Origin of the sequence: Mesorhizobium sp. CCNWLY176 (assembly GCF_037153935.1) — a bacterium.
Classification (GTDB): domain Bacteria; phylum Pseudomonadota; class Alphaproteobacteria; order Rhizobiales; family Rhizobiaceae; genus Mesorhizobium_M; species Mesorhizobium_M zhangyense.
The window spans coordinates 1-22,572 of the sequence record NZ_JBBBDZ010000028.1; the positions used below are offsets into that span (position 1 = coordinate 1).

At 59.1% G+C, this 22,572-nt stretch carries 25 protein-coding genes and 3 pseudogenes; 12 read left to right on the forward strand and 16 right to left on the reverse strand.

Annotated elements, in window-relative coordinates; all coding sequences use genetic code 11:
* Positions 1-258: pseudogene (locus tag WBQ96_RS27515) on the forward strand (calcium-binding protein); the annotation flags it as partial.
* Positions 259-374: 116 nt separating this feature from the next.
* On the opposite strand, the gene WBQ96_RS27520 reads toward WBQ96_RS27515, so the two are convergent.
* The 3 genes and pseudogenes from WBQ96_RS27520 to WBQ96_RS27530 form a co-directional block, all read right to left on the reverse strand.
* The gene (locus WBQ96_RS27520; protein WP_336556246.1) at positions 375-590 is read right to left on the reverse strand and encodes a hypothetical protein; all 216 of its coding nucleotides are present in this window, start codon (positions 588-590) and stop codon (positions 375-377) included.
* 177 nt (positions 591-767) lie between these two features.
* Positions 768-905: pseudogene (locus tag WBQ96_RS27525) on the reverse strand (transposase domain-containing protein); the annotation flags it as partial.
* A 22-nt stretch (positions 906-927) separates the two neighbouring features.
* Positions 928-1,788 (reverse strand): alpha/beta fold hydrolase, encoded by an 861-nt coding sequence (locus tag WBQ96_RS27530; protein ID WP_336556268.1) that lies wholly within the window; start codon positions 1,786-1,788, stop codon positions 928-930.
* Between the two features lie 565 nt (positions 1,789-2,353).
* Between WBQ96_RS27530 and WBQ96_RS27535 the strand changes: the two genes are divergently transcribed.
* Both WBQ96_RS27535 and WBQ96_RS27540 read left to right on the forward strand, forming a co-directional pair.
* Complete coding sequence (locus tag WBQ96_RS27535) at positions 2,354-2,665, forward strand: hypothetical protein (RefSeq protein ID WP_336556248.1); 312 nt, start codon at positions 2,354-2,356, stop codon at positions 2,663-2,665.
* A gap of 324 nt (positions 2,666-2,989) precedes the next feature.
* Positions 2,990-3,247, forward strand: coding sequence for a hypothetical protein (locus tag WBQ96_RS27540; protein ID WP_336556250.1), 258 nt, complete (start codon positions 2,990-2,992; stop codon positions 3,245-3,247).
* Between the two features lie 201 nt (positions 3,248-3,448).
* Here WBQ96_RS27540 and WBQ96_RS27545 read toward each other — a convergent pair.
* Positions 3,449-3,876, reverse strand: a pseudogene (locus tag WBQ96_RS27545) (GFA family protein).
* 234 nt (positions 3,877-4,110) lie between these two features.
* On the opposite strand from WBQ96_RS27545, the gene WBQ96_RS27550 reads away from it, so the two are divergent.
* On the forward strand, positions 4,111-4,332 hold the full coding sequence (locus tag WBQ96_RS27550; protein WP_246246018.1) for a hypothetical protein: 222 nt from the start codon (positions 4,111-4,113) through the stop codon (positions 4,330-4,332).
* Between the two features lie 29 nt (positions 4,333-4,361).
* On the opposite strand, the gene WBQ96_RS27555 is transcribed toward WBQ96_RS27550, so the two are convergent.
* From WBQ96_RS27555 to WBQ96_RS27565, 3 genes are read right to left on the reverse strand one after another with little or no spacing between them, the layout of a single operon-like run.
* The gene (locus WBQ96_RS27555) at positions 4,362-5,525 is read right to left on the reverse strand and encodes a patatin-like phospholipase family protein (protein WP_336556253.1); all 1,164 of its coding nucleotides are present in this window, start codon (positions 5,523-5,525) and stop codon (positions 4,362-4,364) included.
* Between the two features lie 20 nt (positions 5,526-5,545).
* The gene (locus tag WBQ96_RS27560; protein WP_165121309.1) at positions 5,546-6,298 is read right to left on the reverse strand and encodes an acetoacetate decarboxylase; all 753 of its coding nucleotides are present in this window, start codon (positions 6,296-6,298) and stop codon (positions 5,546-5,548) included.
* A gap of 47 nt (positions 6,299-6,345) precedes the next feature.
* Entirely contained in the window at positions 6,346-7,152 is an 807-nt protein-coding gene (locus WBQ96_RS27565; RefSeq protein ID WP_336556255.1) for a 3-hydroxybutyrate dehydrogenase, read from the reverse strand.
* Positions 7,153-7,597: 445 nt separating this feature from the next.
* Here WBQ96_RS27565 and pstS point away from each other — a divergent pair, with 445 nt between their 5' ends.
* The 3 genes from pstS to WBQ96_RS27580 all read left to right on the forward strand — a co-directional run bounded on the left by pstS (position 7,598) and on the right by WBQ96_RS27580 (position 11,585).
* Entirely contained in the window at positions 7,598-8,647 is a 1,050-nt protein-coding gene (gene pstS / locus WBQ96_RS27570) for a phosphate ABC transporter substrate-binding protein PstS (RefSeq protein WP_336556257.1), read from the forward strand.
* 95 nt (positions 8,648-8,742) lie between these two features.
* Complete coding sequence (locus WBQ96_RS27575; protein ID WP_165121312.1) at positions 8,743-10,479, forward strand: Na/Pi cotransporter family protein; 1,737 nt, start codon at positions 8,743-8,745, stop codon at positions 10,477-10,479.
* A 116-nt stretch (positions 10,480-10,595) separates the two neighbouring features.
* Positions 10,596-11,585, forward strand: a complete 990-nt coding sequence (locus WBQ96_RS27580) for a DUF808 domain-containing protein (protein WP_336556260.1) — start codon at positions 10,596-10,598, stop codon at positions 11,583-11,585.
* Between the two features lie 471 nt (positions 11,586-12,056).
* On the opposite strand, the gene ppk2 is transcribed toward WBQ96_RS27580, so the two are convergent.
* The gene (gene ppk2 / locus WBQ96_RS27585; protein ID WP_336556269.1) at positions 12,057-12,971 is read right to left on the reverse strand and encodes a polyphosphate kinase 2; all 915 of its coding nucleotides are present in this window, start codon (positions 12,969-12,971) and stop codon (positions 12,057-12,059) included.
* A 225-nt stretch (positions 12,972-13,196) separates the two neighbouring features.
* On the opposite strand from ppk2, the gene WBQ96_RS28335 reads away from it, so the two are divergent.
* The gene (locus WBQ96_RS28335; RefSeq protein WP_376767764.1) at positions 13,197-13,466 is read left to right on the forward strand and encodes a serine hydrolase; all 270 of its coding nucleotides are present in this window, start codon (positions 13,197-13,199) and stop codon (positions 13,464-13,466) included.
* Positions 13,467-13,938: 472 nt separating this feature from the next.
* Here WBQ96_RS28335 and WBQ96_RS27590 read toward each other — a convergent pair whose 3' ends face one another.
* The gene (locus WBQ96_RS27590) at positions 13,939-14,151 is read right to left on the reverse strand and encodes a cold-shock protein (protein ID WP_165121315.1); all 213 of its coding nucleotides are present in this window, start codon (positions 14,149-14,151) and stop codon (positions 13,939-13,941) included.
* A gap of 354 nt (positions 14,152-14,505) precedes the next feature.
* Here WBQ96_RS27590 and WBQ96_RS27595 point away from each other — a divergent pair, with 354 nt between their 5' ends.
* From WBQ96_RS27595 to WBQ96_RS27610, 4 genes are all read left to right on the forward strand, one after another.
* Positions 14,506-14,817, forward strand: coding sequence for a PadR family transcriptional regulator (locus WBQ96_RS27595; protein WP_165121316.1), 312 nt, complete (start codon positions 14,506-14,508; stop codon positions 14,815-14,817).
* 45 nt (positions 14,818-14,862) lie between these two features.
* Complete coding sequence (gene chrA / locus WBQ96_RS27600; protein WP_165121317.1) at positions 14,863-16,083, forward strand: chromate efflux transporter; 1,221 nt, start codon at positions 14,863-14,865, stop codon at positions 16,081-16,083.
* A 124-nt stretch (positions 16,084-16,207) separates the two neighbouring features.
* Positions 16,208-16,591: a VOC family protein gene (locus tag WBQ96_RS27605; protein WP_165121318.1), complete on the forward strand. Its 384-nt coding sequence runs from the start codon at positions 16,208-16,210 to the stop codon at positions 16,589-16,591.
* 182 nt (positions 16,592-16,773) lie between these two features.
* Positions 16,774-17,307 (forward strand): cytochrome b, encoded by a 534-nt coding sequence (locus WBQ96_RS27610; protein WP_336556263.1) that lies wholly within the window; start codon positions 16,774-16,776, stop codon positions 17,305-17,307.
* 420 nt (positions 17,308-17,727) lie between these two features.
* On the opposite strand, the gene WBQ96_RS27615 is transcribed toward WBQ96_RS27610, so the two are convergent.
* The 7 genes from WBQ96_RS27615 to WBQ96_RS27645 all read right to left on the reverse strand — a co-directional run bounded on the left by WBQ96_RS27615 (position 17,728) and on the right by WBQ96_RS27645 (position 22,482).
* Positions 17,728-18,024 (reverse strand): hypothetical protein, encoded by a 297-nt coding sequence (locus WBQ96_RS27615; protein ID WP_165121320.1) that lies wholly within the window; start codon positions 18,022-18,024, stop codon positions 17,728-17,730.
* A 90-nt stretch (positions 18,025-18,114) separates the two neighbouring features.
* On the reverse strand, positions 18,115-18,534 hold the full coding sequence (locus WBQ96_RS27620) for an exopolysaccharide biosynthesis protein (protein WP_336556265.1): 420 nt from the start codon (positions 18,532-18,534) through the stop codon (positions 18,115-18,117).
* A 5-nt stretch (positions 18,535-18,539) separates the two neighbouring features.
* Positions 18,540-18,821: a DUF2076 domain-containing protein gene (locus tag WBQ96_RS27625; protein WP_165121322.1), complete on the reverse strand. Its 282-nt coding sequence runs from the start codon at positions 18,819-18,821 to the stop codon at positions 18,540-18,542.
* A 21-nt stretch (positions 18,822-18,842) separates the two neighbouring features.
* Positions 18,843-19,562, reverse strand: coding sequence for a Bax inhibitor-1/YccA family protein (locus WBQ96_RS27630; protein WP_165121323.1), 720 nt, complete (start codon positions 19,560-19,562; stop codon positions 18,843-18,845).
* A gap of 26 nt (positions 19,563-19,588) precedes the next feature.
* The gene (locus WBQ96_RS27635) at positions 19,589-20,362 is read right to left on the reverse strand and encodes an anti-sigma factor family protein (RefSeq protein WP_165121324.1); all 774 of its coding nucleotides are present in this window, start codon (positions 20,360-20,362) and stop codon (positions 19,589-19,591) included.
* Positions 20,346-20,891: a sigma-70 family RNA polymerase sigma factor gene (locus WBQ96_RS27640; RefSeq protein WP_165121325.1), complete on the reverse strand. Its 546-nt coding sequence runs from the start codon at positions 20,889-20,891 to the stop codon at positions 20,346-20,348. Before WBQ96_RS27640 ends, WBQ96_RS27635 begins: the two co-directional genes overlap by 17 nt.
* 160 nt (positions 20,892-21,051) lie before the next feature.
* Positions 21,052-22,482: a S8 family serine peptidase gene (locus WBQ96_RS27645; RefSeq protein WP_337035955.1), complete on the reverse strand. Its 1,431-nt coding sequence runs from the start codon at positions 22,480-22,482 to the stop codon at positions 21,052-21,054.
* Between the last annotated feature and the right edge of the window lie 90 nt (positions 22,483-22,572).

Genomic DNA, 22,572 nt, shown 5'->3' on the forward strand with positions numbered 1-22,572 from the left:
ATTACGGACTACAACCTCGCCGACGACATGATCCAGCTTGAGAATGCGGTCTTCACCGGCCTTGCGAATGGCTGGCTGTCAGCCGGAGCCTTTCACACTGGAGCCGCCGCGCATGATGCGAGTGACCGCATTATTTACAACAAGTCCACTGGCGACCTGCTGTTCGACAGGGACGGGCTGGGCGGTGCTGCGGCGATCAAGTTCGCCACGCTCTCGCCCGGACTTGCGATGACGGCCGGAGAGTTTTTCGTCGTCTGAGGTCGAAAACGAAAAAAGGCCCGCGCTCCAGAAGGAACACGCGGGCGCAAGGGGCTAGAGGCGTTGAATAGCCGCTTCGAGCTATTCACGCACCCTCCATTTTGGGTGGAATTTGATCATCCGGGCGGTATCGGCACGCGGCGTTCGACTCGATCCAGCCTTTCCAGAATATCCCGGATCACGTCACGCTGATTGGAGATGCCGCTCGGGAATTGCTTGATCTCGTCGACCTGGCGCTGTTGGTCACCAAACACCTGATCCAGTTCGGCGCGGAACCAGCCGTTCTTCGATCTTGTCAATCCGGCCGGATCGCCGACCAGATCACCGGCCATTGCGTCTTGGACGAGCCCCGCAATTCGTTCGACAGGGAATGAATGGAGCTTTCCTGGTTGCGAAAGCCCGTGTTTATGTTCGAGCGCAGGTCGACGACATCCCAACCCTGATTTTCCACCCGCTCGCTCAAACGAGCATATTGAGCATGCCTCTTGCACACATCGTAAGCGGTGTTCTCAGGCCACGGCGTTGAGCTCGGGAGCCGGGATATAAGCCCAAGGCAGCAGGTCGTCGAGCTGGCTGTTGGGGTGGCCATTGACGATCCTGGTGAGGACATCGGCGAGATAGCCGAGCGGTTCGACATCGTTGAGTTTGATGAGGTGGGTGGTAGCAGATCTAAGCGGATCGAAAGAACCCTCGCAGTTCCGCCGTGAGAGCCTCGGGCGCCTCCTCCGCCATATGGTGTCCACAATCGATACCCCTCCCAGACAATCTGGTCGTCCATGGAATCCATACGTCGAGGACGTTGCCATAGAGCCGCTCCAGATCGTCTTGGAGCGACCAGAGTACCATCGTCGGGCAGGCAATCCGGCGACCGGCAGCACGGTCCGATTGGTCATGCTCGCGATCGATCCCAAGACCGGCCCGGTAGTCTTCGAGCATTCCATGGACGACCCGAGGATCATGGATGGCAGCACGGTAGTCCTCAAAGGCTTCTGCGCCCATCTGCTCAGGTGATCCGCCATACCAGCCGTCTGGGTCGGCCAGAATTGCTCGCTCTGGTTTTTCCCTCTGGGCGAAGAAGAACCAGTGCCACCATTCTGTCGCGAAGCGGGCATCACAACGTTCCAGTGCTTCCAGGATCGGTACGCCATCAAGGATCGCGAGATGCGTAATCACGTTGGGGTGGTCCATTGCCATACGGAATGCGGTGTAACTGCCGCGATCGTGGCCTGCGACAGCAAAGCGCTCGAAGCCGAGGTGCCGCATCAGGGCAACGCAGTGACGCGCCTTTGCGCGCTTGGAGGATCCGGCGTGGTCGGGCGTGTCAGCAGGAATGGATGATTGCCCGAAGCCGGGAAGATCTGGACAGATCACTGTGTAGAATTCGGCTAAAAGAGGCGCCACGCGATGCCAGGTCGCGTGCGTGCGGGGATGCCCGTGCAGGAGAAGCACCGGAGGGCCGTTGCCACCGCGGCGAATCCGAAATGTCGCCTCCGGCAGTTCAATCATTTCAAGACTAAAGCCATCGAACATCGGCGGATATAATCCCTGGAAGGGCTTAAAGGTTCCACGTCTGGTAACAGAATCGGTATGGGTAGTCCTTCCGAAAGCGCAGCCGGCGCCGCCGTCCATCACCACTCCGAAGTGGCGGGATTTTTGGATCAACGACATGATAGATCCGGGTCCGAAAGTTATCATAGATTAGCGCCTGAAAACGCTATGAATGCTATTCATCGTCTCTGCTCGGCTCAATGCCGCTGTCCGAGTGGGACAGTGTAAGGGGGCCGTTGAGCAGGGCGGGGGTATCAGTGAACTTGCGTTCCCCCGCCTCTTTCGCTGACCTAGCAGTGGGCCTTATGTCGACAATGTGAAGCGCAAAGCAGCGGCGCTCGTAAGTCCCGATGCTGGTCTATTGATTAGACGGCCTTGGCAAAAATGCCAGACACCCCCGACACCCTCGCCGATCACATCGCCAAGAAAATCCCCGCTTGCTATTGGCCCGCTTAGGCGTAGCGTTATTGGGTGACCAGCCTTTGATAAGGGCGCTGGTTTTTGAGAGAGAACACCATGCTTTCGCCCTCATTCGTAGGAGAAAGCCATGACCAACCATCATGATTTTCAACCGAGAATTTTGTATCCCGACGACCTGGATCTGCTGGATCGCGTCGTCCAGAAGACGTGCGACTGGCACGGTCTCAGCGTCAAAGGTGAGGATGCCGAGGAGCTTGCCAGCCGGGCCATGTCGCTTTTCAGTTCCGGTTTGACCAGTGAAGACGCACTTTTCAAGAGGCTTCGACGCGAACCGTTGGCAAGGCGTCCACACCGAGCTTTCGCCGACCTAACGCGCATTTATCGTCGGGATTGGCGCCCAAAAACGATCAGATCGGTGCGCACCGTGGCCCCGACATAATTGGGCAAGAGAGTGACCGCGAGTCCTGGCTGGCAAGTGAACGTTATGTGCTTTGCGCTGCAAAATTGGCGGCGGTGGAGCTAACCGTGCTTGACGACGCCCCGAGACGAGTTGAAACGGGAAATTCAAGCGGCGTTGTCTGATCTTTGGCATTACCAAGCCGCCGGCGGCCATTCTGAAGAGGTGTCGGACCTTTTGCGTTTCAGAGTATCAGCTTGCTATTGGCCGGAATCGGCGTACCGTTATTGGGTGACCAGCGATAGAAACGGGCGCTGGTTTTTGAGAGAGATTATCACGCTTTCGCCCTGATCTGTGGAGAGAGCCATGAATAGCTCTCATGCTTTTCAGACCGGCATTTTCTATCCCGCTCAGCTGGGCGTGCTGAACCGCGTCGTTGCGAAGTTGTGCCGCTGGTACGGTTTCGAGGCTGAGGGTTCGGATGCGGATGTACTCTCCAGACGTGCTGTTTCACTACACAGTTCCGGCATTACCAATGAAGAGGCGCTTTTCAGAAAGCTTCGACGGATGCCTCTCGCGAAACACGCAGGGCATACTCGCAATGTTTCGATTTCGGTCGGTTAGGTTGCTGAATTAGAAGCCGCTCTGATTTGGTTTGAAGTGTCCCCGCTGCCCTCACCCCCTCCTTAGCGGGGAATGTCGCCGCTATCACCCCGGCGGTGGCGGAAGCCCGTCGTCTCGATCCGTCTTGCCGGCGGGCTTTTTGTGATCTGACAATTCACCTAGATCAGCCGTGTTTAATTCCATTGATGACGGACGCGGCGATTAACGGGTGTCGGACCGTCTCGTCAGATCAGGCGAATATTTTCGTATCGCACCTTCTTGAAAGTGTTCGACATCCCCGTCAAATTGCAACCAATGATGTTTCGATCGCTCGAATATCGATAGCGCTGGGGCCGGGAAGTCAGGGGCGGCCAGTGCACCAACGGCTACCCCGATCATCGATGGCAGCGCATCGGGCTTCCAATAGATTGTCGAACCGCAGGTTGGGCAAAAATAGATGCGCACCCTGTTACCGCTATCGCCAACGTGGACAAATTCCGTGGCCCCCCAGAAATCTCAACCGTGTCAATCGCATAGAATGCCCCGACGCTGAATGGACTACCGGTCCGTCTCTGGCAGGCGAGACAATGGCATGCGACAACCAGTTTTGACGGTTCTCGCTGTGAAATCGCGCCGAACTGCAACCCCAAGGATCGAAACGCGCAAGTGTCTGATCCAGTAGTTCTTTTTGGGATTTTCGAGGGGTCATAACAGGCGCCTTCTGGAACCCCTTGCCAACATTCATTTTCGCAATGAAATCAGCCGATTAATCCTGGTCGACGTGGGGTCACTGTTCGGCGCAATTTCACATCGTGGTGCAAAGCAACTTCCGCCTAATGCCGGCAGATAGTTGTGCGGGCGATTCCCGCTGCGGCCATATCGATATGAAAATCGATCCAGAGGGGGACAGCTGCAATATCCCAGGCCCCGCCTACAACAGCATGAACAGCGATTTTGGGGGCGATCTTGTGTTGGCCAGGTTAAGCCATTGCCCTTCGCCTACCGGCCAGCATGTCATTGGGGTTCTTCTGGCAGATGATCATCACCAGCCCATCCTTGTGAACGGCCAGCCGGTCACCGCACTGGTGCAGATCACGACCGAATAGACACGGATAGGCCTGCCTTGTCGAACCTCTCAGCTCGGATCATCGCGGTGAATGTCATGGACAGTCATTCCGATCGATTCCGGCGGCTTCACCAGCCATTTGCGATGGCGCAGCGTCTTGCGGGTATCCTGATAGCCGGCGTCCCAGTGCTCACGCATCGAGGTGCCTGAGAACTCGTAATCCTTTGCGTCGCTCTCGTAGATTTTCGGCTGATAGATGAGATGGACGATGTTGATCTGCGGGACATCCTCCATCGAAGCGAGGAATTCCTTGTCTCCCTCGGTCAGGATCTCCGGCGGAATGCGCAGCAATGCCTGGTGAAGCTTCAGGCGCACATTGTGCAGGCGGCGGAACGTGTCCGTGTTGTTGCGCGTCCGGCTTGAATACATGATGTCCTTGTGACGCGCCTGCACCTCGCCCATGTCTCGTGGAAGGATGCCGCGCGCACTGAACAGGTCGACCTGGAACACCAACGTGTCGTGCACATCCTCCTGTTCCAGCAGATACTGAAGCGGCGTGTTCGAGACGATGCCGCCATCCCAGTAGTACTCGTTCTCGATATGGATAGCCGGAAAGGCTGGCGGCAGAGCGCCCGACGCCATGATGTGCTGCGGGCCGATAATTTCGATCTCGCTATCGAAGTAGCGGAAGTTACCCGTCCGGACATTCACGGCACCAACGCTCAACCGTCGTTGCCGATCGTTCAGGACATTCCAGTCAATCAGGCGATTGAGCGTGGTTTCGAGTTCGCCCGTGTCGTAGAAGCTCGTCGCCCCCGTTGCGCCGGGAAGCTGGTACCACGGGCTCAGCTCTCGCAGTTTGAAAAAGCCTGGAAGTCCCGACATCATCGTCATCATGGCGCTGGCCTGATTGCGCAGCTTGCGGAACGCATCGCCCTCCGGCGTAAAATGCCACACCTTGCGGCCCGACACCGTTTCCCAGAAATCGCGCAGCCGGTCGACCTGGTTGCCGGGCTCGTTGCCGGCGATGATCGCCGCGTTGATCGCGCCAATGGAAACACCTGACAGCCAGTTGGCGCTTATCCCGGCTTCGCTCAGCGCCTGGAAAACGCCCGCCTGATAGGCGCCAAGCGCGCCGCCACCCTGAAGCACGAGCGCCACAGACTGATAGGGCGCTATGAGGTCCTGTATATCGGGTGTCTCGCCTCTTCGCTTCTTCACAGTCTGGTCCATTGCAAGATCCTTCTGCCCGCTTAGCGTTCTGCGCCGGGCTGTTTCGCATAGTCGTGGACGACTTCGCCGAGGCCCAGCGTGAGATCGGCGACAAAATGAACCGCTGACACGATCTCCAACACCGGCAGGCGCGCAACATCCGCGATGACGTGCCTGTAAAGCTGCAACTCTGCCGGACCTGACCAAGCCCCCTTCACGGTGATGTCCTGAAGGTGATAGCGGACCAGTTCGCAAATGCGCGGCGTAGCATCGACATGCGGGATGATTTTGACGAGGAAGTTTGGTTTACCGAGTGAGTGCGCGATGTCGCCGGCGTCTATTGTATTGTGTTTGTAGCCCATGGTCGCAGTCGCGCAGAGCACCGAGCCATAATGCAGCGTGCCGACGACCACCTCACCCTCGTGGACGAGTTTTGGTGACGCCAGCTTCTTGGGGAAGCCCCATATCTCGCGGCCACCGGCGATTGGAGCGTCGTCATCGAGATACATGGCGTGAACATAGACGCCCTCCTCCCCGTCGAAACGCACCGGAATGACCTGGCCGGACTCGGTATAGTCGCCAAACCCGGTCGAGTCCGGCATCCTGATGAATTCATATTTGACCAGGGGTTCGGCGATTTGCAGCGGTTCGGGAACGACGGCCCTCAAGGCTTCGGGGTCGGTCCGATAGGTGACGATCACATATTCGCGGTCGATGAAGCGGTAAGGACCACGCGGATAGGCCGGATTGGTGAGCGGCATCGCATAGCTGCGGCGAACGTCTTCGGCTTTCATCTAACTGGGTTCCTGTATGGCGGAGAAAGCGATTGGGTTTTTAGGCTTCAATGCGCGGTCCAGCCGCCGTCGATGGGAAGGATTGCACCCGTTATCGACGCGGCGGCGTCCGAGCACAGGAAAAGCGCCAGGCCGGCAACCTGGTCGACGGTGACGAATTCCTTGGTCGGCTGGGCTTCGAGAAGCACGTCGTGGATGACCTGTTCCTTGGAAAGGCCGCGTGCGACCATGGTATCCGGGATCTGCGTTTCGACCAGCGGGGTCCAGACATAGCCCGGGCAAATGGCGTTAGCTGTGATCCCGGCTGTCGCAACCTCGAGGGCGACGGTCTTCGTCAATCCTGCGATGCCGTGCTTGGCCGCGACATAGGCGGACTTATACGGCGACGCGACCAGAGCATGTGCCGATGCGATGTTGATGATCCGACCCCACCCGCGCGCCTTCATCAAAGGAAGTGCGGCCTTGACGGAGTGGAAGGCCGCAACAAGGTTGATCTGGATGATGGCTTCCCATTTATCGTCCGGAAACTCGTCGATGGGAGCAACGTGCTGGATGCCAGCGTTGTTGACGAGAATGTCGCAACCGCCGAGAGCGTCGACCGCCAGCTTGATCATGTCGCCAATCTCCGCGCCTGAGAACATATTGGCGGAAGAATAGAGACAGCGCACACCGAACTCCGTCTCGATTGCAGCCCGGACGGTCTCGATGGCGACTGGGTCGCCCAAACCGTTAATCACGATATCGGAGCCTTGCGCGGCAAGCCCGCGCGCGATGCCGAGCCCGATGCCGCTCGTCGAGCCGGTCACGATAGCGACCTTCTTGTCGAGCGGGGAATGGCTTACCTGATCAGACATTCATTACTCCTGTTGCCCAAACTCTCATTGCCACAAACGCAACCTGCGATTGGCCAGAGCGAGCACAAACTTCACCGAACAGAGGTGGCATCGTATTCAGATGCCGCCTGTCACCTAACGACTGTTGACGCACGCCGATGTGTCACAGGGATGAAGCTTTTGCTTCACTTATGAAAAACCAAGCCAATATTCGGCGGCCATTCCCAAAAGTGTAGGCCGAATTTACTTTCGTCACCGCCAGATGGCCTGTCATCCAAGCGTCAAACAACAGCATTACCAAGCATATGGCTTAATGTTGGTTCCGGCGTGGCCGCCTAGCCAGGTTCGAGCGCACGCGCGTCTTGAACAAACTACAACTTCGCGCATGCTTGTTCCGCAAGCGCACAAACCGCAGTGAGGCGCTATGGTTGGATTGCTCGTTTCCCGAATTGGAAAAGCTCGGGGCGTGGTCGATGGGCTGGCTGGCGCTGCCATTCTGGCCATAGCGTTGACTTTTGGGCAAACCGCCCAGGCGGAACCTATTCGCGGCGCGGGATCGACTTTCGCTGCGCCGGTCATGGCCAAATGGGCGAGAGCCTATAAGGATGCGCGGGCGGACGGCGGTGACTTTTTCACGCTGGATTGGACCGTCGACTACGAGCTTGTCGGATCGCTCGCCGGCCTGATGCGGCTTGAACAGCCTGAGATGGATTTCGCGGCCACCGACGTACCGGTTGCGCCTTCGGAACTCGCCAGCCGCGGCCAACAACAGTTTCCGATCGTCATGGGTGGCATCGCGATCGTCACGAATATCGACGGCGTTGCCCCGGGAGCCTTGCGATTGACCGGCCCAGTCCTGGCGGACATCTATCTGGGCAAGATCCAGACCTGGTCCGATCCCGCCATCAAGGCGCTCAATCCCGATCTGGATATTCCCGATCTCCAGATCAGCGTCTTTCACCGCAAGGACGGTTCAGGCTCAACCTTCGTCCTTACAGAGTATTTCACGGCAGTCAGCGCCGAATGGAAGACAAAGTACGGCGCCGATACCCTTATCCCGTGGCCGGTCGGGACCAGCGCCGAAGGTACCAAGAACCTTATCCTCGCCGTGCAGGAGACCAAGGGCGCGATCGCCTATGCCGAATACGGCCAGGTGATGCGCGCGGGATTGCCCTTCGCTTCAATCCAGAACAAATCGGGCAACTTCGTCAAGCCTGATCCCGAAGGCGTCCAGGCCGCAGCTAACGCCATCGCCTGGGAAAAGACGCAGGACTTTTACGCTTCCCTGACCGACCAGCCTGGGCCAGCTGCCTATCCAATCAGCACTGCCACCTTCGCGGTTGTTCCTATCGCCGGCCGGTCCCCGGATCGCTATCGCCGCGTTCACGACCTCTTTCGTCTCGCATTCGATGACGGAGATTCGGATGCGGCGGCGCTCGGTTATGTGCCGCTGCCGGAGCCTCTTGCGGAACAGGTCAAACAATACTGGGTCAAGGAATTGCAGGCCGGCAACTGAAATCGGCGAGCACTCAGTCGTTCGGCAACTCTGGACGCACCGAGGGTAATCGAAACTTGTCGCGTCGGGACGGCGCATTTTTGGGGTAGCATGAGATGGATATAGACATCTTCAAGGACATTCTCGTGCCGGTCATCGGCGGGCTGGGCTTATTCATGCTCGGCCTTGAGTTCATGTCCAACGGCATTCAGGCGCTTTCCGTCAACAAGATGCGCGCCTTCCTCGCTAGGGCGGCCGGAACGCCGATCAAAGGCGTGCTGGCCGGCACGCTGATCACCGGCGTGATCCAGTCTTCCACCGCCATGACCGTGATGGTTGTTGGCCTCGTCAACGCCGGCGTTGTCGCGTTGCGACCAGCGATCAGCGTCATCATGGGCGCAAACATCGGCACGACCCTGGGCAACGGGCTTATCGCGCTGCCGCTCGGCCCGCTGGGGCTGATCTTCGCCGGCGCGTTCTCGCTGCTCTACTGCTTCTCCAAGAATGAGAAGGTCCGCAACATCGCACTCGCCTGCATGGGCTTCGCGCTGATCTTCTACGGCCTCAACCTGATGACCGGCGGTCTGCGCCCGCTGCGCAACATGCCTGAGGTCATGGAACTGCTGCAGACGCTGAAGGCAGACTCCTACTTCAACCTGATCAAGTGCGTGCTCATCGCCGCCGCCATTACCGCGATGATCCACTCGTCGTCGGCGACGATTGGTATTGTGATGGGCCTTGGCGCGGCAGGCATCCTCGACTGGGAAACGGCCGTCGCCTTCTCGCTCGGCGCAGACCTTGGCACCACCATCACCTCGTGGATGGCTTCGCTCAATCTGTCGAAAAACGCCAAGCGGGCGGCCTACGCGCATATTTCCATCAACATCATCGGCGTTTGTATCACCGTGCCGCTGTTCTTCGTCTCGATCGAAGTCCTGCGGTGGGGCATGCAGTTCTTTGGCGGCGACCCAAGCGTTCCGGTCCTGATCGGCGGCAAGGAAACGTTCCCGCTCGTGCCGGTCGCCGTCGGTGTTTACTCGACCGTATTCAATATCTTCAACACGCTGCTGCTGTTTCCCTTCGTCGGCGTGTTCGACCGGATATTGTCGCGCGTCGGACACACCGACGCAGAGGATGTCGAAGACTACTCGACCCCAAAATTCCTCGACCAAAAACTGGCGAGCGACTTCGCCAAGGCCATCCCGGCCGTGCAGCAGGAAACAGCGCGTCATCTACAGGCTGGAGCCATGTTCCTGGACATCGCGCGATCCTCGAAGAACGCGCCGTCCGATCCGGGCGAGCATTATCTGGCGACCGATATCCTCAGCCGCGACATACGGGCCTACACCGCCCTGTTGATGAAGGAGGATTTGCCTTACGAGCAGCTCGACCTCGTCGCGAGCCTGATCGAGGAGGCGGATTTCACAGCTGCGCTGACCGAGTCGATGCATCAGGTGGCCCGGCGCGTGAAGCGCGAGAAGTTCAGCGGTCCGGCAAACGCCATCGTCGAAACCGCGCTCAACAAGCTCGATGTCTCGCTTCGCGATATCATGCCCGATCACGGCATCGCCAACCCGACCATGCCGGCCGGGCATGTCAGCTACCCCGAAGTCGATGAACTTCGTGCCCGCACTCTTGCGCTGGGGCCGGATGCGGGCGCGGTGGAACGTGGGACGATCCTCGCTCTGCTTGGCTCCATCGAGCGTGCGGAAATCCTGATCCGCCGCATCGACGCCGAGCGCAAATCCGTCAACAGGCAGAATGTTTTGGCACGTGCGGTGCAAAAGCGGGATCGGTCGTCCAACCCGAAGGACGAAGGTAGCTTCGGCCTGAACCCGCTTCCTGCCGAGTAAACCTTAACATATCACCGCAGCGTCCGCTTCAGGCAATGCTGCGGTGATAATCCTGCAATGCCCCCATGTGCGGCGCGGCATCTCCTTTCGACTCATCTTCCTGAGCGGTGGCCTCAATGAGCGTCGGTCTGATCGCCCTTCTTGACGACATAGCGGCCCTGGCAAAAGTGGCCGCAGCCTCACTCGACGACATCGCCGGCCAGGCCGCGAAGGCCGGAGCCAAGGCAGCCGGGGTCGTCATCGACGACGCCGCCGTTACGCCGCGCTATGTCACTGGTTTTTCCGTGGCGCGAGAATTGCCGATCATCGGCAGGATCGCGCTCGGCTCTCTGAAGAACAAGCTGCTGATCCTGCTGCCGGCAGCCATGCTCCTGAGCCTGTTCGCACCCCAGGCGGTGACGCCACTGCTAATGATAGGTGGTGTCTCTCTCTGCTATGAAGGCGTCGAGAAGATCTACGAACTGATCCTGCCGCATGCGGCGCACGATCATGAGACCGGTATCGAGTCCATCAGCCTGGACGCCAAATCCTTCGAAGACCAGAAGATCGCCGGCGCGATCAAGACTGACTTCATCCTGTCGGCCGAGATCATGGCCATAACACTCGCCGCCGTTCCCGACGGGAACGCATTTACTCAGGCAATGGTGCTCGCTGTCGTCGGGATGAGCATCACCGTCGCTGTCTATGGCGTCGTCGCGCTGATCGTGAAGGCCGACGATTTCGGACTTATGCTCGCCCGCGCGTCGTCGCCATCGACTGTCAGCGCGGCCCTTCGCTTGACCGGACGCGGACTCGTCCAGGGCATGCCGTATTTCCTCAAGGCACTTGGGATCGTCGGAACGGCCGCCATGATCTGGGTCGGCGGCGGCATCATTCTTCATGGCTTCGAGACTTACGGCTTCGACCGGCTGGCCCACATCATCCACGACGTCGGGGATACTGCCGCGCTCGCCCTTGCGCCCGTGGGGCCTGTTGTCGCCTGGGTCGTTCAGGCAGCCGGTGCTGCGGTGATCGGGATTGCCGTCGGTTCGATTGCAATTCCGGTCATGGGATATGTCGTTTCGCCACTTTGGCGGCAGGTCAAGTCAGGCATCCGTGCTGCCTGATCGGATCGGCACGGATTCTGATTGATGTCGCACTGGGATCCGGCAGTCTTGGCGATGGAGGCCGGTTGGAACTGGCAAACCCCGGGGAACTTTTATCATCCAAAAACTTACCCGAACCCTGACAATTCAGACTCATTCGGGTACGCGCATCTTGTATCGAGCGACGGACGTCCTCGGCCCGGACACCATCGCTCGCCATGAGCTCCTGTATGATGGGTTCGTCCAACAACTCATCAAGTGTCGGTTCACTTCGGAACATCGCCCAATCTCCGCATCGATCCTTGCCGCTCGCCGACGATACGATGCATGAGAATGATGACCGGGCCACGGCGTTTCCATGACGAGTGCCAACTCATGCCGATCCTGTCTGGCTGCACAGGATGCGCCTCATCTCCAGAACGCGCGCGTGTGCTCCAACTTCTGCCAAAGGAGCTTTACTCCCCGCGTCTGGATCAAAACGAGCCTAAACGTTCAGTAGACCTCCGGCACAAACAACTCGGCAGGCACTGGCTTACGGGTGTAGTCCGCATGGCGCACGCGTTCTGGCAGCTCGATTTCGGACTTGGGCACGTCAGTATATGGAATCTGCGCCAGCAGATGCGCGATACAGTTGAGCCGAGCTTTCTTCTTGTCTACGGCCTGCACAACCGACCATGGCGCATGATCCGTGTGGGTACGCGCAAGCATGTCCTCCTTGGCCCTGGTGTAGTCTTCCCAATGTATCCTGCTCTCCATGTCCATGGGCGAGAGCTTCCACTGTTTCAGCGGATCATGAATGCGCATCTTGAAGCGGAACTCCTGCTCCTCGTCGGTGATTGAAAACCAGTATTTGACCAGCACGATGCCTGAGCGCACGAGCATGTGCTCGAATTCGGGAACCGACCGGAAGAACTCCTCGAGTTCATCCTGCGTGCAGAACCCCATCACGCGTTCGACGCCGGCACGGTTATACCAGCTACGGTCAAACAGGACGATTTCGCCGCCCGTCGGCAAATGCGGGACGTAGCGCTGGAAATACCATTGGTTGCGCTCACGTTCGGTCGGAGCCGGCAATGCAACCACCCGGCAGACACGCGGATTGAGGCGCTGCGTGACGCGCTTGATGGCGCCGCCCTTGCCCGCGGAGTCCCGCCCCTCGAAAATCACCACGACCTTGAGCTTGTTGTGCTGCACCCAATCCTGAAGCCGTACCAGTTCGTGCTGAAGCCGGAAAAGCTCGCGGAAATATATCTTGCGGTCCAACGTTGGTTCGGCTGGCTCGGACATCCCTTCGGCGACAAGCTCGTCCAGCCTATCCTCTTCCAGCTGCATCTCCAGTTCCTCATCGAAACTGTCTGCGATTTCGGCCTTGATTCGGCTCAGACTATTCTGATCGTCATAATTCATGGACGTTGTCCTGTTGGGTGAACTGTCAAGGAAGCAGAGCATCTGCAACACCAATGTGACAGACTGGATCATTCCGCGATCGGAAGGACCGGAATTGGTCAAAATGCCGCCGTGGTGAGCGGCCGCAACAAAGTCGCCGGCGGACCGGCAAGAAGGTCGCTGCATCTGCTTGAAGTGCTTCGCACCGGTGGCGAGCCTTTGCTGACTGGTGCGCTGATTGATGAGATGACAACCGATCACACAGTTGGAATGGATCTGTTGCCCTGGCCCGGACGCGGCTTTGGTCTCGGTTTCACAATCCTGCGCGACCCAGGGATCGCGCACTCGGCGGAAACCGCGGGGACATGGCGTCTCGGCGGGGCCTATGGCCACTCATGGTTTGTCGATCCAGACCGGAAGCTGACGATGGTGGCCTTCACCAATGCGGGCCTGGAGGGGCAATCTCCCGGCGGTCGCCTTCCCGATGAACTTGCCAAGGCTCTCTATACAGCGTGATGCACGCTCCAAATGGGAAGCTTGCGGGTGCGTGACTGAGATCGGTATCTGATAGGTTGATGTGACCAAAAGAAAAAGGCCGGACTGTTAAGCCCGGCCAAGCATGAAGGTTTAAAACCTCCAGAGGGGAACGCGCCAGACGAATGGGAGGAGACGTCCGACGCAATGTGCATATGGGTCAGCTTAGGTGACCTTTCAATGACATTGCGGTGGACCACTGTTGCCGCTCGATAGAGCCAAGGATGGAATTGGTCGACGCACAACGTCGCGTCAGGCAACCGTCATGCCGCCGGAGATGCCTCAAGCACGAGAAAGGCGAGTTCTTGCCCCGCTTTCCGTCGCCAGACAGCCTTTTGACTTTCAGCAATCTGCCGCCTCGGTCTCCGGACCAACCATGCTTCGCGCCGGCTTGGCGGACAGTGCATCCGCGACTTGCCGCGCCGTCCGGCGGATGCCGGGCACTTGAGAAAAATCAGCCAGCTTTGCTGAGACTGCCGGCAGAGGACTTGCCGGTGCGGCGATCCTGCTCGATCTCGTAATTGATCTTTTGGCCATCAACGAGGTTCGAGAGACCAGCACGTTCGACAGCGGAGATGTGGACGAAAACATCCTGACCGCCATCATCGGGCTGGATAAACCCAAAACCCTTGGTGCTGTTGAACCACTTCACGGTTCCAGTCGCCATATGCGTATTCCTTGTAACGTTTGCAGATGTCTGATCCGGCGGTGAAGCCGAACCGGTTCGTATCGAGATTTGGAATAGACACAGCAACGCCGGAAATCGCAAGGCCAGATCGACCCGCCAAAAATGTCTGCATCAGTCATATAAGCGCGCAGCTCCTCGATCTGCGACGCCTCCGTTGTTTTGAGAAGGGACGTTTGCTCTACGCGTGGCCAAGCTGCGCCTATTTCTGGGACAAGCAATGGATACATGCCGACGTGGCGTTCAGCAACGAATTGACTCGATAAACCAATCCATATTATCGATGATCGATATCGATTTTCGATTACGTGGATCGACTGTCTATGATCGCCAACCATGGAACATCAAGATCTACTCAGCGGCCTGATCCGCCTCCACGTGCTGCATCATGCGGCGCAAGAAGAACTCTATGGCCAGTGGATGATAGAGGAGCTTGCACGGCATGGTTACAAGCTCAGCGCCGGGACGCTTTACCCAATGCTCCGGTCCATGGAGAAAAAGGGATACCTGACCTCCAAGGGACACCGCGTCGGCCGTTCCGTACGGCGCATGTATCGCGCGACGCCGCTCGGACGCAAAGCGTTGGAGATGGCACGCGGCAAGGTGCGCGAGCTCATCGGCGAGATGATGGAGCACCCCCACACATAGGCTGCATGATCAGCACCCTCGGACCATTGTTCAAGCGAGATCACAATGACCGCTAGCAACGAGACAGTCACGGCGTCGCGCCGCGGCTCATCGGCCGAGGTCTTCCGCGTCTTCCTCAAATTGGGCCTCACCTCGTTCGGCGGTCCAATCGCCCATCTCGGGTATTTTCATGATGAGCTGGTCGTGCGGCGACGCTGGATCGATGACCCCGGCTATGCCGATCTTGTCGCACTCTGCCAGTTCCTGCCTGGCCCTGCCTCCAGCCAGGTCGGCTTCGCGCTAGGCGTTCTTCGGAGCAACAGCCTGCTGGGCGGTCTGGCTGCATGGATCGCCTTCACCCTACCGTCGGCGATCATGCTCGTCGTCTTCGCACTCGGCGCGGCCAGCTTCACAGGGCCGGTTGCCGAAGGTGTGTTGCATGGGCTGAAGCTGGTCGCTGTTGCGGTTGTCGCCCAGGCCGTCTGGGGTATGGCGAAGAGCCTCACACCCGATCGCGAGCGCGCCGCCATTGCATTGGCGGCGGTCGTGATCGTCGCCTTCGTCGACGGATCGTCGGGTCAGATCGGCGCGATTGCTATCGGTGCTTTTGCCGGGCTTTGGCTCTGCCGCGCCGATGGTACCACGCCCGCCGGGCACTTGAGCTTTCCCGTGTCGCGGCGGCAGGGGGCATGCGTGCTCGTCCTGTATGCGGCTCTGTTTCTGATCCCACCTCTGGTTGTGAGTGCGACGGGTCATCAAGCCATCGCGCTCTTCGATGCGTTCTATCGGTCGGGAGCGCTGGTCTTCGGCGGCGGCCATGTCGTACTGCCGCTGTTGCAGGCCGAGGTGATGACGCCTGGGTGGGTCAGCAACGAGGCTTTTCTGGCGGGCTACGGACTGGCGCAGGCTGTACCCGGACCGCTGTTCACCTTTGCGGCCTATCTTGGTGCAGTCGCAGGCCCTGCGCCTAACGGCCTCACCGGTGCCGCGATTGCGCTTGTCGCGGTCTTCCTGCCTGGTCTTCTGCTGGCCTACGGGGTGCTGCCTTTCTGGGATGCGTTGCGCCTGCGCCCGGCTGTGCAATCAGCGATGCGCGGCGTCAATGCGAGCGTCCTCGGTATCCTGGGAGCTGCGCTCTACAGTCCGGTCTGGACCAGTGCGGTCCTTGGGCCGCGTGACTTTGCGCTTGCGCTTGCTGGCTTTCTTCTACTCACCGTGTGGAAGGCCCCACCGTGGATCGTCGTTGTCCTGATGGCTATGGCTGGCGCAGCCTTGAAACTGGTTTGAAGGGCGGCGGGGCGGGCTACGAAGATGTTCGCGGCCCTCACCTGAGTTTTGCCGATTGGGCGAAGGACAAGCGTTGCGCGATCGCGCGCAACCGATCAGAGGAACGCAACAGGGAGAGACAACCATGCCTGGAATCAGCGTGCGTTACATCGTCGATAAGGTCGATGCAGCAGTGGAGTTCTATACAAAGCATCTCGGCTTCTCTGTCGATCTGCGTCCGGCACCAAGCTTCGCCATCTTGTCCAGGGACGGTTTCCGTCTCCTGGTGAGCGGAATGGGCGGACCAGGCGGTGCCTCGCAAACGATGCCAGACGGCCGCAAGCCCGAGCCTGGCGGCTGGAACCGCATCCAGATTGAAGTCGCGGACCTGGAAAGGGAAGTCGCCTCGTTGCGGAACGCAGGCGCGTATTTTCGCAACGAGATTGTGCAAGGCATGGGCGGCAAACAGATATTGCTCGAGGACCCAGCGGGAAATCCGATCGAGCTGTTCGAGGCACCAAAGATTTGAGCAGTACGATTGTTGGGGGCCAACATCTGGACACGGCGAGCGAAAGCCACGCAGGCATCCAAGTTCACCTGATTTGCAATGGCCTGGGAACTCGATCTAACATTGCGAACGGTAGGTTGCGACGTCTCGATGCTTCTGTAGATGTCAACGAGCGTCGCAACGGTCCTTAATTCGGGATTTCAATGTCAGCCACAGCTTACTCACCCATTCAAAAGACGCTGCATTGGCTACTTTTCATTCTTGTGCTCGCCCTTTACGGGCTCACCTACGGCAATAGTTTGTTCCAGCGAGACGATCCGAATCGGGCTCTGGCGCAATGGCTCCATATCTCGTTTGGCCTGTTGCTGGCCGGGCTTGTGATTTGGCGAGTGGTTATGCGCTTATCCAGGGGCGCACCGAATCTTCCTCCATCCATGACAGGCATGGAGAAAGTGCTTGCCAAGGCTGCACACCTCGCGCTGTATGCACTGCTGTTCACCATCCCAGTGCTCGGAATTGTGCTGACCTGGTTTAGAGGTGACTCGGTGAGCTTCTTTGGTCTCTTAAGCGTTCCCGCGCCGTTTTCCCCGGATCGCGACATAGCGCGATCGATCAAGGCAATTCACGGTCTATGTGCCAATGGATTGCTGATCCTTGTAGGAATTCACGCCTTGGCAGCCCTTTGGCATCATTTCGTTCGCAAGGATGACATTCTGAAGCGCATGCTTCCAAACTAAGTTCTCGCCGGAATGCGAAATACACGCTGATGTCCCTCGCAATCTTCACGTGACGGCGATGTTTTCATTGTGGGACACGGGTTAGTCGGCATACGGAGAGGCAGGGCATTGCACCGGCCAGGAAAGTGCCACGCAACGTTGGACGGCCGCTGGATCAGGATCGTTCGTTTCTTTGTCCGGTTCCCGAAAGGGAAATCGATCTCCGAAGGTCTCGAAAAGCCAGCCGTTTGTTGCGCGGCTGGCCAAGGACTGCAACGGGTCAACCCGCCCATTGCACCGAACGTCAGCTTTGGCGGCATCGGGGAGCGTCGGGAATCGCCGCTTCAGGTCTCATGACCGGACATTTCCGGAGTTCTCCAAAGCCGACCCCCGAGCTAGTGCCGCCGAATGGCTCTCTGTCAGCATCGTGTAGCCCATATCCTAGATGATCAGCGCTGCCACGAGCCAAAGGACTGCGCCGACTTTTGCAAAGTCACTCCAGCCGGAGGGATGGCGGGTGGCCGAGCGCCAAACGAAGAGACACAGAAGGAGGTTGTAGGGAAGCGGCGCCAGGAAAATGCCCAGCGCGAGCCAATCGGGGGCGTCCGTGGCAAACGCCACAAGGGCAGTGGCAGCCGATACCGCGTTGACGATCGTGCCGACCACCAGCATGTCGAACCAAAAGACGCGACGGAGCGGGACGTCGCCGTTCCAGTATGTCCTCAGCAGGGAGCGCATGCCGATTAGCCTTGTTTTTTCGTGGGCGCTTTCGCGAGCGCACCGGCATTGCATCGCCTTGCTGCCTAAGCCGGTGCGGCAAGGATCTTGTCAATACGACCGCCATCGATGAGTGTTAGCGAGCCCAATCCACGCGACCGGATCAGCCAGCCATGGCCCGGCGCGATCCAACAGGGTGGCAAAGTCGGTCCGGAACATCGAGCGGTCCGCGACTTTCCTTGGAAGCCACGGGCGTCGACCAAGCATGAGCTGCGCTGACAGGAAAACCAGCGGCGCGCCGAGGATTCCTGAAGTTCCCGGCGGCATCGGCAACACGGTCGGAAGTGCGAAGACGACCATCAGCGCGGCCAGCGCGCGATCACCCAGCGCGACAACAAGATCTCCGACGGAAATTCGCTCCCGCGCAGTATCACCGGCAATCGACCACAGGATGTCGGAAAGTTTGCGTCCACGCTCTTCGCTATCTGGCGGAGTGTGGACGGGACTGGTGGACGGTTCTTCGTCAGGCATGGAAATCAGAAATCGCCGAAATCGCCGCCGTCATCAAACCCTGTATCGACATTGTCAGCCTGAGGCTCCTCGTTCGTCTCGGCTGCCTGAGCCTCATTGCCGCCGAACATGCCCGCAATCGCGCTGCCGAGCAAGACGCCGCCGGCAACGCCCATCGCCGTCTGCTGGCGGGCGATCTGCTCGCCAATATAGGCTTCCGCTTCCTGGTCCCGAGGCGGCGATTGCCGCGCAACATCGGCGAGCTTGTCGAAGAGGCCGACGATGGCCTGCTGGTCCAGTCTGTCCACAATGATGCTCTGACCTGACTGCTATTCCTCGCGCTGGCCCGTGAAGGTCAGCAGGAGCTGGAAGATGTTGATGAAGTTCAGGTAGAGCGAGAAAGCTCCGAAGACCGCGAGTTTCTGCCGGGATTCGGCATCGAAATTCTCGGCATACTGCTCCTTGATTGTCTGCGTGTCCCATGCCGTCAGGCCGACAAAGACGAAGATGCCGATGACCGAAATGGCGAACTGAAGAGCCGTCGAACCGAGGAAGATGTTGACGACGCTCGCAATGACCACGCCGATCAGGCCCATGATCAGGAAGGACGAGAATTGCGAGAGATCGCGCTTGGTGGTGTAGCCGTAGAGGCTGGTCGCGCCGAACATGGTTGCGGCAATGAAGAAGGTGCGGGCGATGCTGGTGCCCGTGAAAACCAGGAATACAGAGGCCAGCGACAGTCCCATGACCGCGCAGAACGCCCAGAACATCATCTGGGCTCCAGCCGCCGACATCGATTGCATGCGAAACGAGAAGACAAGCACGAAGGCCAGCGGTGCGAGCATCACCACCCATTTCAGCGGCGTCGAGAAGATTGGTACGTAAAGCGCCGGGGTGGAGCCGACGACGAAGGCGACGATGCCCGTCAGCACCAGTCCGAGGCCCATATAGTTGTAGACCCGCAGCATATGCTGTCGCAGGCCCTCGTCGAACACTGTCGCGGACTGGCTGCGAGCCGTGTTCATTCCCGATTGGAATGGAGTGTTCATCCTGGAATCTCCCTAGGTTGACTGGATCAATAAAGCGTATCGGAGAGCTGGCTTGCCGCTCGGTCGAGATCGCGCGCGTCAGCCTTCGCAACGAGCGCATAGGCGACTTCGCCGATCTGGAAATAGGCGGCCGTCACATCCTGCATGTCGGCAACGGTGGGCTTGACGACATCGAACGTGCCCGGACGCACCGCAAACAGCGAAACGGCACCCAACTTCTCAGTCTTGATTGCCATTTCGACGCTTGGCCCGAACTTGGAGGGAAACAGCTGTACGTCCGTCACCTGCCAATCCTTGGGCAGTCCTGGCATGACGATCGCCGTTGCCGCACGAATTTCGTCGGGATCATAGTCCGGAACCGCCGGCTGCGACGCCATGGAGGCGCGAAGGGCGGTTGTCCTGTGCGACATCACCGCATCGTTCACGTAGTCCGGAGGCGGCGTGGAGGCGACGACTTCCGATATGACCAGCGGGCCAAATCCGGCATGCGCCATCCAGCCCACCGCCACGAAAACCGCAATCGCCGCCACGCGCTGCAAACTGCCGACAAATCTCCTGCGAGCCAGACCACGTTCCAGACGGCGAGCCGCGTCACCGGTCGCGGGACGAGCCATGCCTTTTGGCCCTGCCAAGGCGAGACGCAACTCGCCACGAACTCGAAGATCGGACATCACGCGCGCCGCGGCTTCCGGACTGCCTGAAAGATAGGCTTCCACCTCGATCCGGCGGCTCGCGTCCAGCTGATCATCCACATAGGCGTCAAGGTCAGCGTCCACGATGGGATCACGCATCTCGTTCATCACGGCCTCCCACGATCCTGAGGCGACCTTTCGGCTGCCCTGCCGCATTGTCTTCCATGCCGCGCAAGCTGGCTCTTGCCCGTCCTATGCGTGACATGAGCGTGCCAAGCGGGATGCCGAGCGCATAGGCTGCTTCCTGGTAGGAAAGCCCTTCGACCGCAACCAGATGCAAGGCCGAGCGCTGCTCTTCCGGCAGGTCGAGAAACGCCTCCCGCACCTGAGCGAGCCGCACGACATGATCCTGATGAGGCTCCATCCGGGTTTCGGAGAGGTATCCGGATTGCACTACCCGGGCAGCTTCGGCACGGCGCGAACGGACCCCGTCGATGAAGGAATTATGCAGGACCGAAAGCAGCCAGACGCGCAGGCTACCGCCCTGCCTGAACGTTTCCCGACGCTCATAGGCACGGACCAGCGCATCATGGACAAGGTCTTCGGCATCCGTCGCGTCACGCGTCAGCGCGCGGGCATAACGGCGCATGGAGCCAAGCTGGCCTATGACGTCGAAGCGCGGTTTCATTCGATCCATGACAGGTTTACGGAACAGCGAACGGTTTTAATCCCCTCAGGCGGCGATTTTTCCCGGGCACTGGAGCTGGACCCTGACTTCTATCCGGAAATTCCATCCTGCATTTTATGCGATTTTTCTGCAGCAGACCTGCCGGAGCTTCGTGACGGCTCCGCCGATCCTACATTTTTGCAGCGCACAGTGTGCTCGCGTTAAGCAAGCCCCAACCGAATGTCGGATCCTTGCCAAGGTCACCAAGGTCTTGCGCAGATTTAGTCAGTGTCTCGTGCACCTGCGCACTAGTCATGCCTTGGCCGCTCGATCGAAGGAGAGCGGCTGCGGCTGTGACGAACGGCGCCGCAAATGAAGTGCCCGTTTTAAGCCTTGCACCGCTGACGGAAGCAGCCGTCCATATCTCCACGCCGGGTGCAGCCAGATCGATGTGCTTGCCACGACCGGCGCGCCGATAGACACGCTTGTTGCGATCCACCGCAGTCACGGCAATGACCTGCGGGTACGCCGCAGGATAGGCCGGGTCGGCTTTCGGGCCCTTGTTACCGGCTGCAGCGACGATAACGACGTTACGGTCGGATATCTCCGTCACCAGCCGTTCGAGCAGCATGTTTTGCGGGCCGGAAAGACTCATATTGATGACGTGCGCTCCACGCGACGCCAGAAGATCCATGGCGCGGATAAGCTCGTAGACATCGGAGCGGTCGTCCTGGCGAGCGGCACTCTGGAATGTATCGACTGCGATCAGCTTCGCGCCCGGCATAAGACCCGGCGTGGAGCTGTCCGCAGCGCCAACAAGCAGGGCCGCGACAGCAGTGCCGTGTTGCCGACCGGATTGCGGCAGTTCCTCATCTACCAGCCGAACGATCTCGACCTGACCTTTCGCGAAGGTGGCGTGGTCGGCATTGATCGCGGTATCGATCAGGCCGACTATTACATCGCCGCCGCAATTTGTCGGCCCAGTCACACGGATGGGCCATCCAACAAGGTTTGTCGCATCGCAATGAGGGCCAGAGCATTCGGGAATGGCTTCCTGCTCAGGCCGGTAAAAATGGTTGAAATCGGCTATCGACGGTGGCCCAAAGGTGCGTATCCGATCGCGCGCGGCCTCAAGCGACATGCTTGATGGTTTGCGCAGCTTGACCACCTCCGAAACCAGCAGCGGAATTTCCGCGTGATCGAGCACAACGAAGCCGTAAGCCGTAAGCTGATCGATCTGCTGTGCGGTAAGGCCGGTCGCGACAATCTCATCAGTTGTGTGCACGGGTAGCGGGGGTTGGGGTGCCTGAGCGCGGTAAGGACGAGCAGCGCCACTTCGTTGCGCCCGCGGCAGGAACCGGTTGCGCAAGCCCCGAAACAGGTTTCGTCCACTGGAGCGGCGCGATCCGATTGATGGATCGGAGTTGCGGGAGGAAGCGCCACTGCGGCCACCATCGTCATCACCGCCATCATCGTCGTCTGCGAAGGCGGGCTTTGTCTCCAGAAAGCCCGGCAGGAGGGAGCTGTCGGCAATCGGAATGCAGGCAAGCATGATTGCAAGAAGCAAACGTTTTGCTCGGATCCATCTCAGCCAATTGAACATGTCGCCCTTGCGCTTCATCGTTGACATCCCGGTTCCACCCAACAAATAAGGATAGCATCGCAAAGAACGGGCATTACGGCGCTTTATTCCCTCGGCATCGAAAGACCG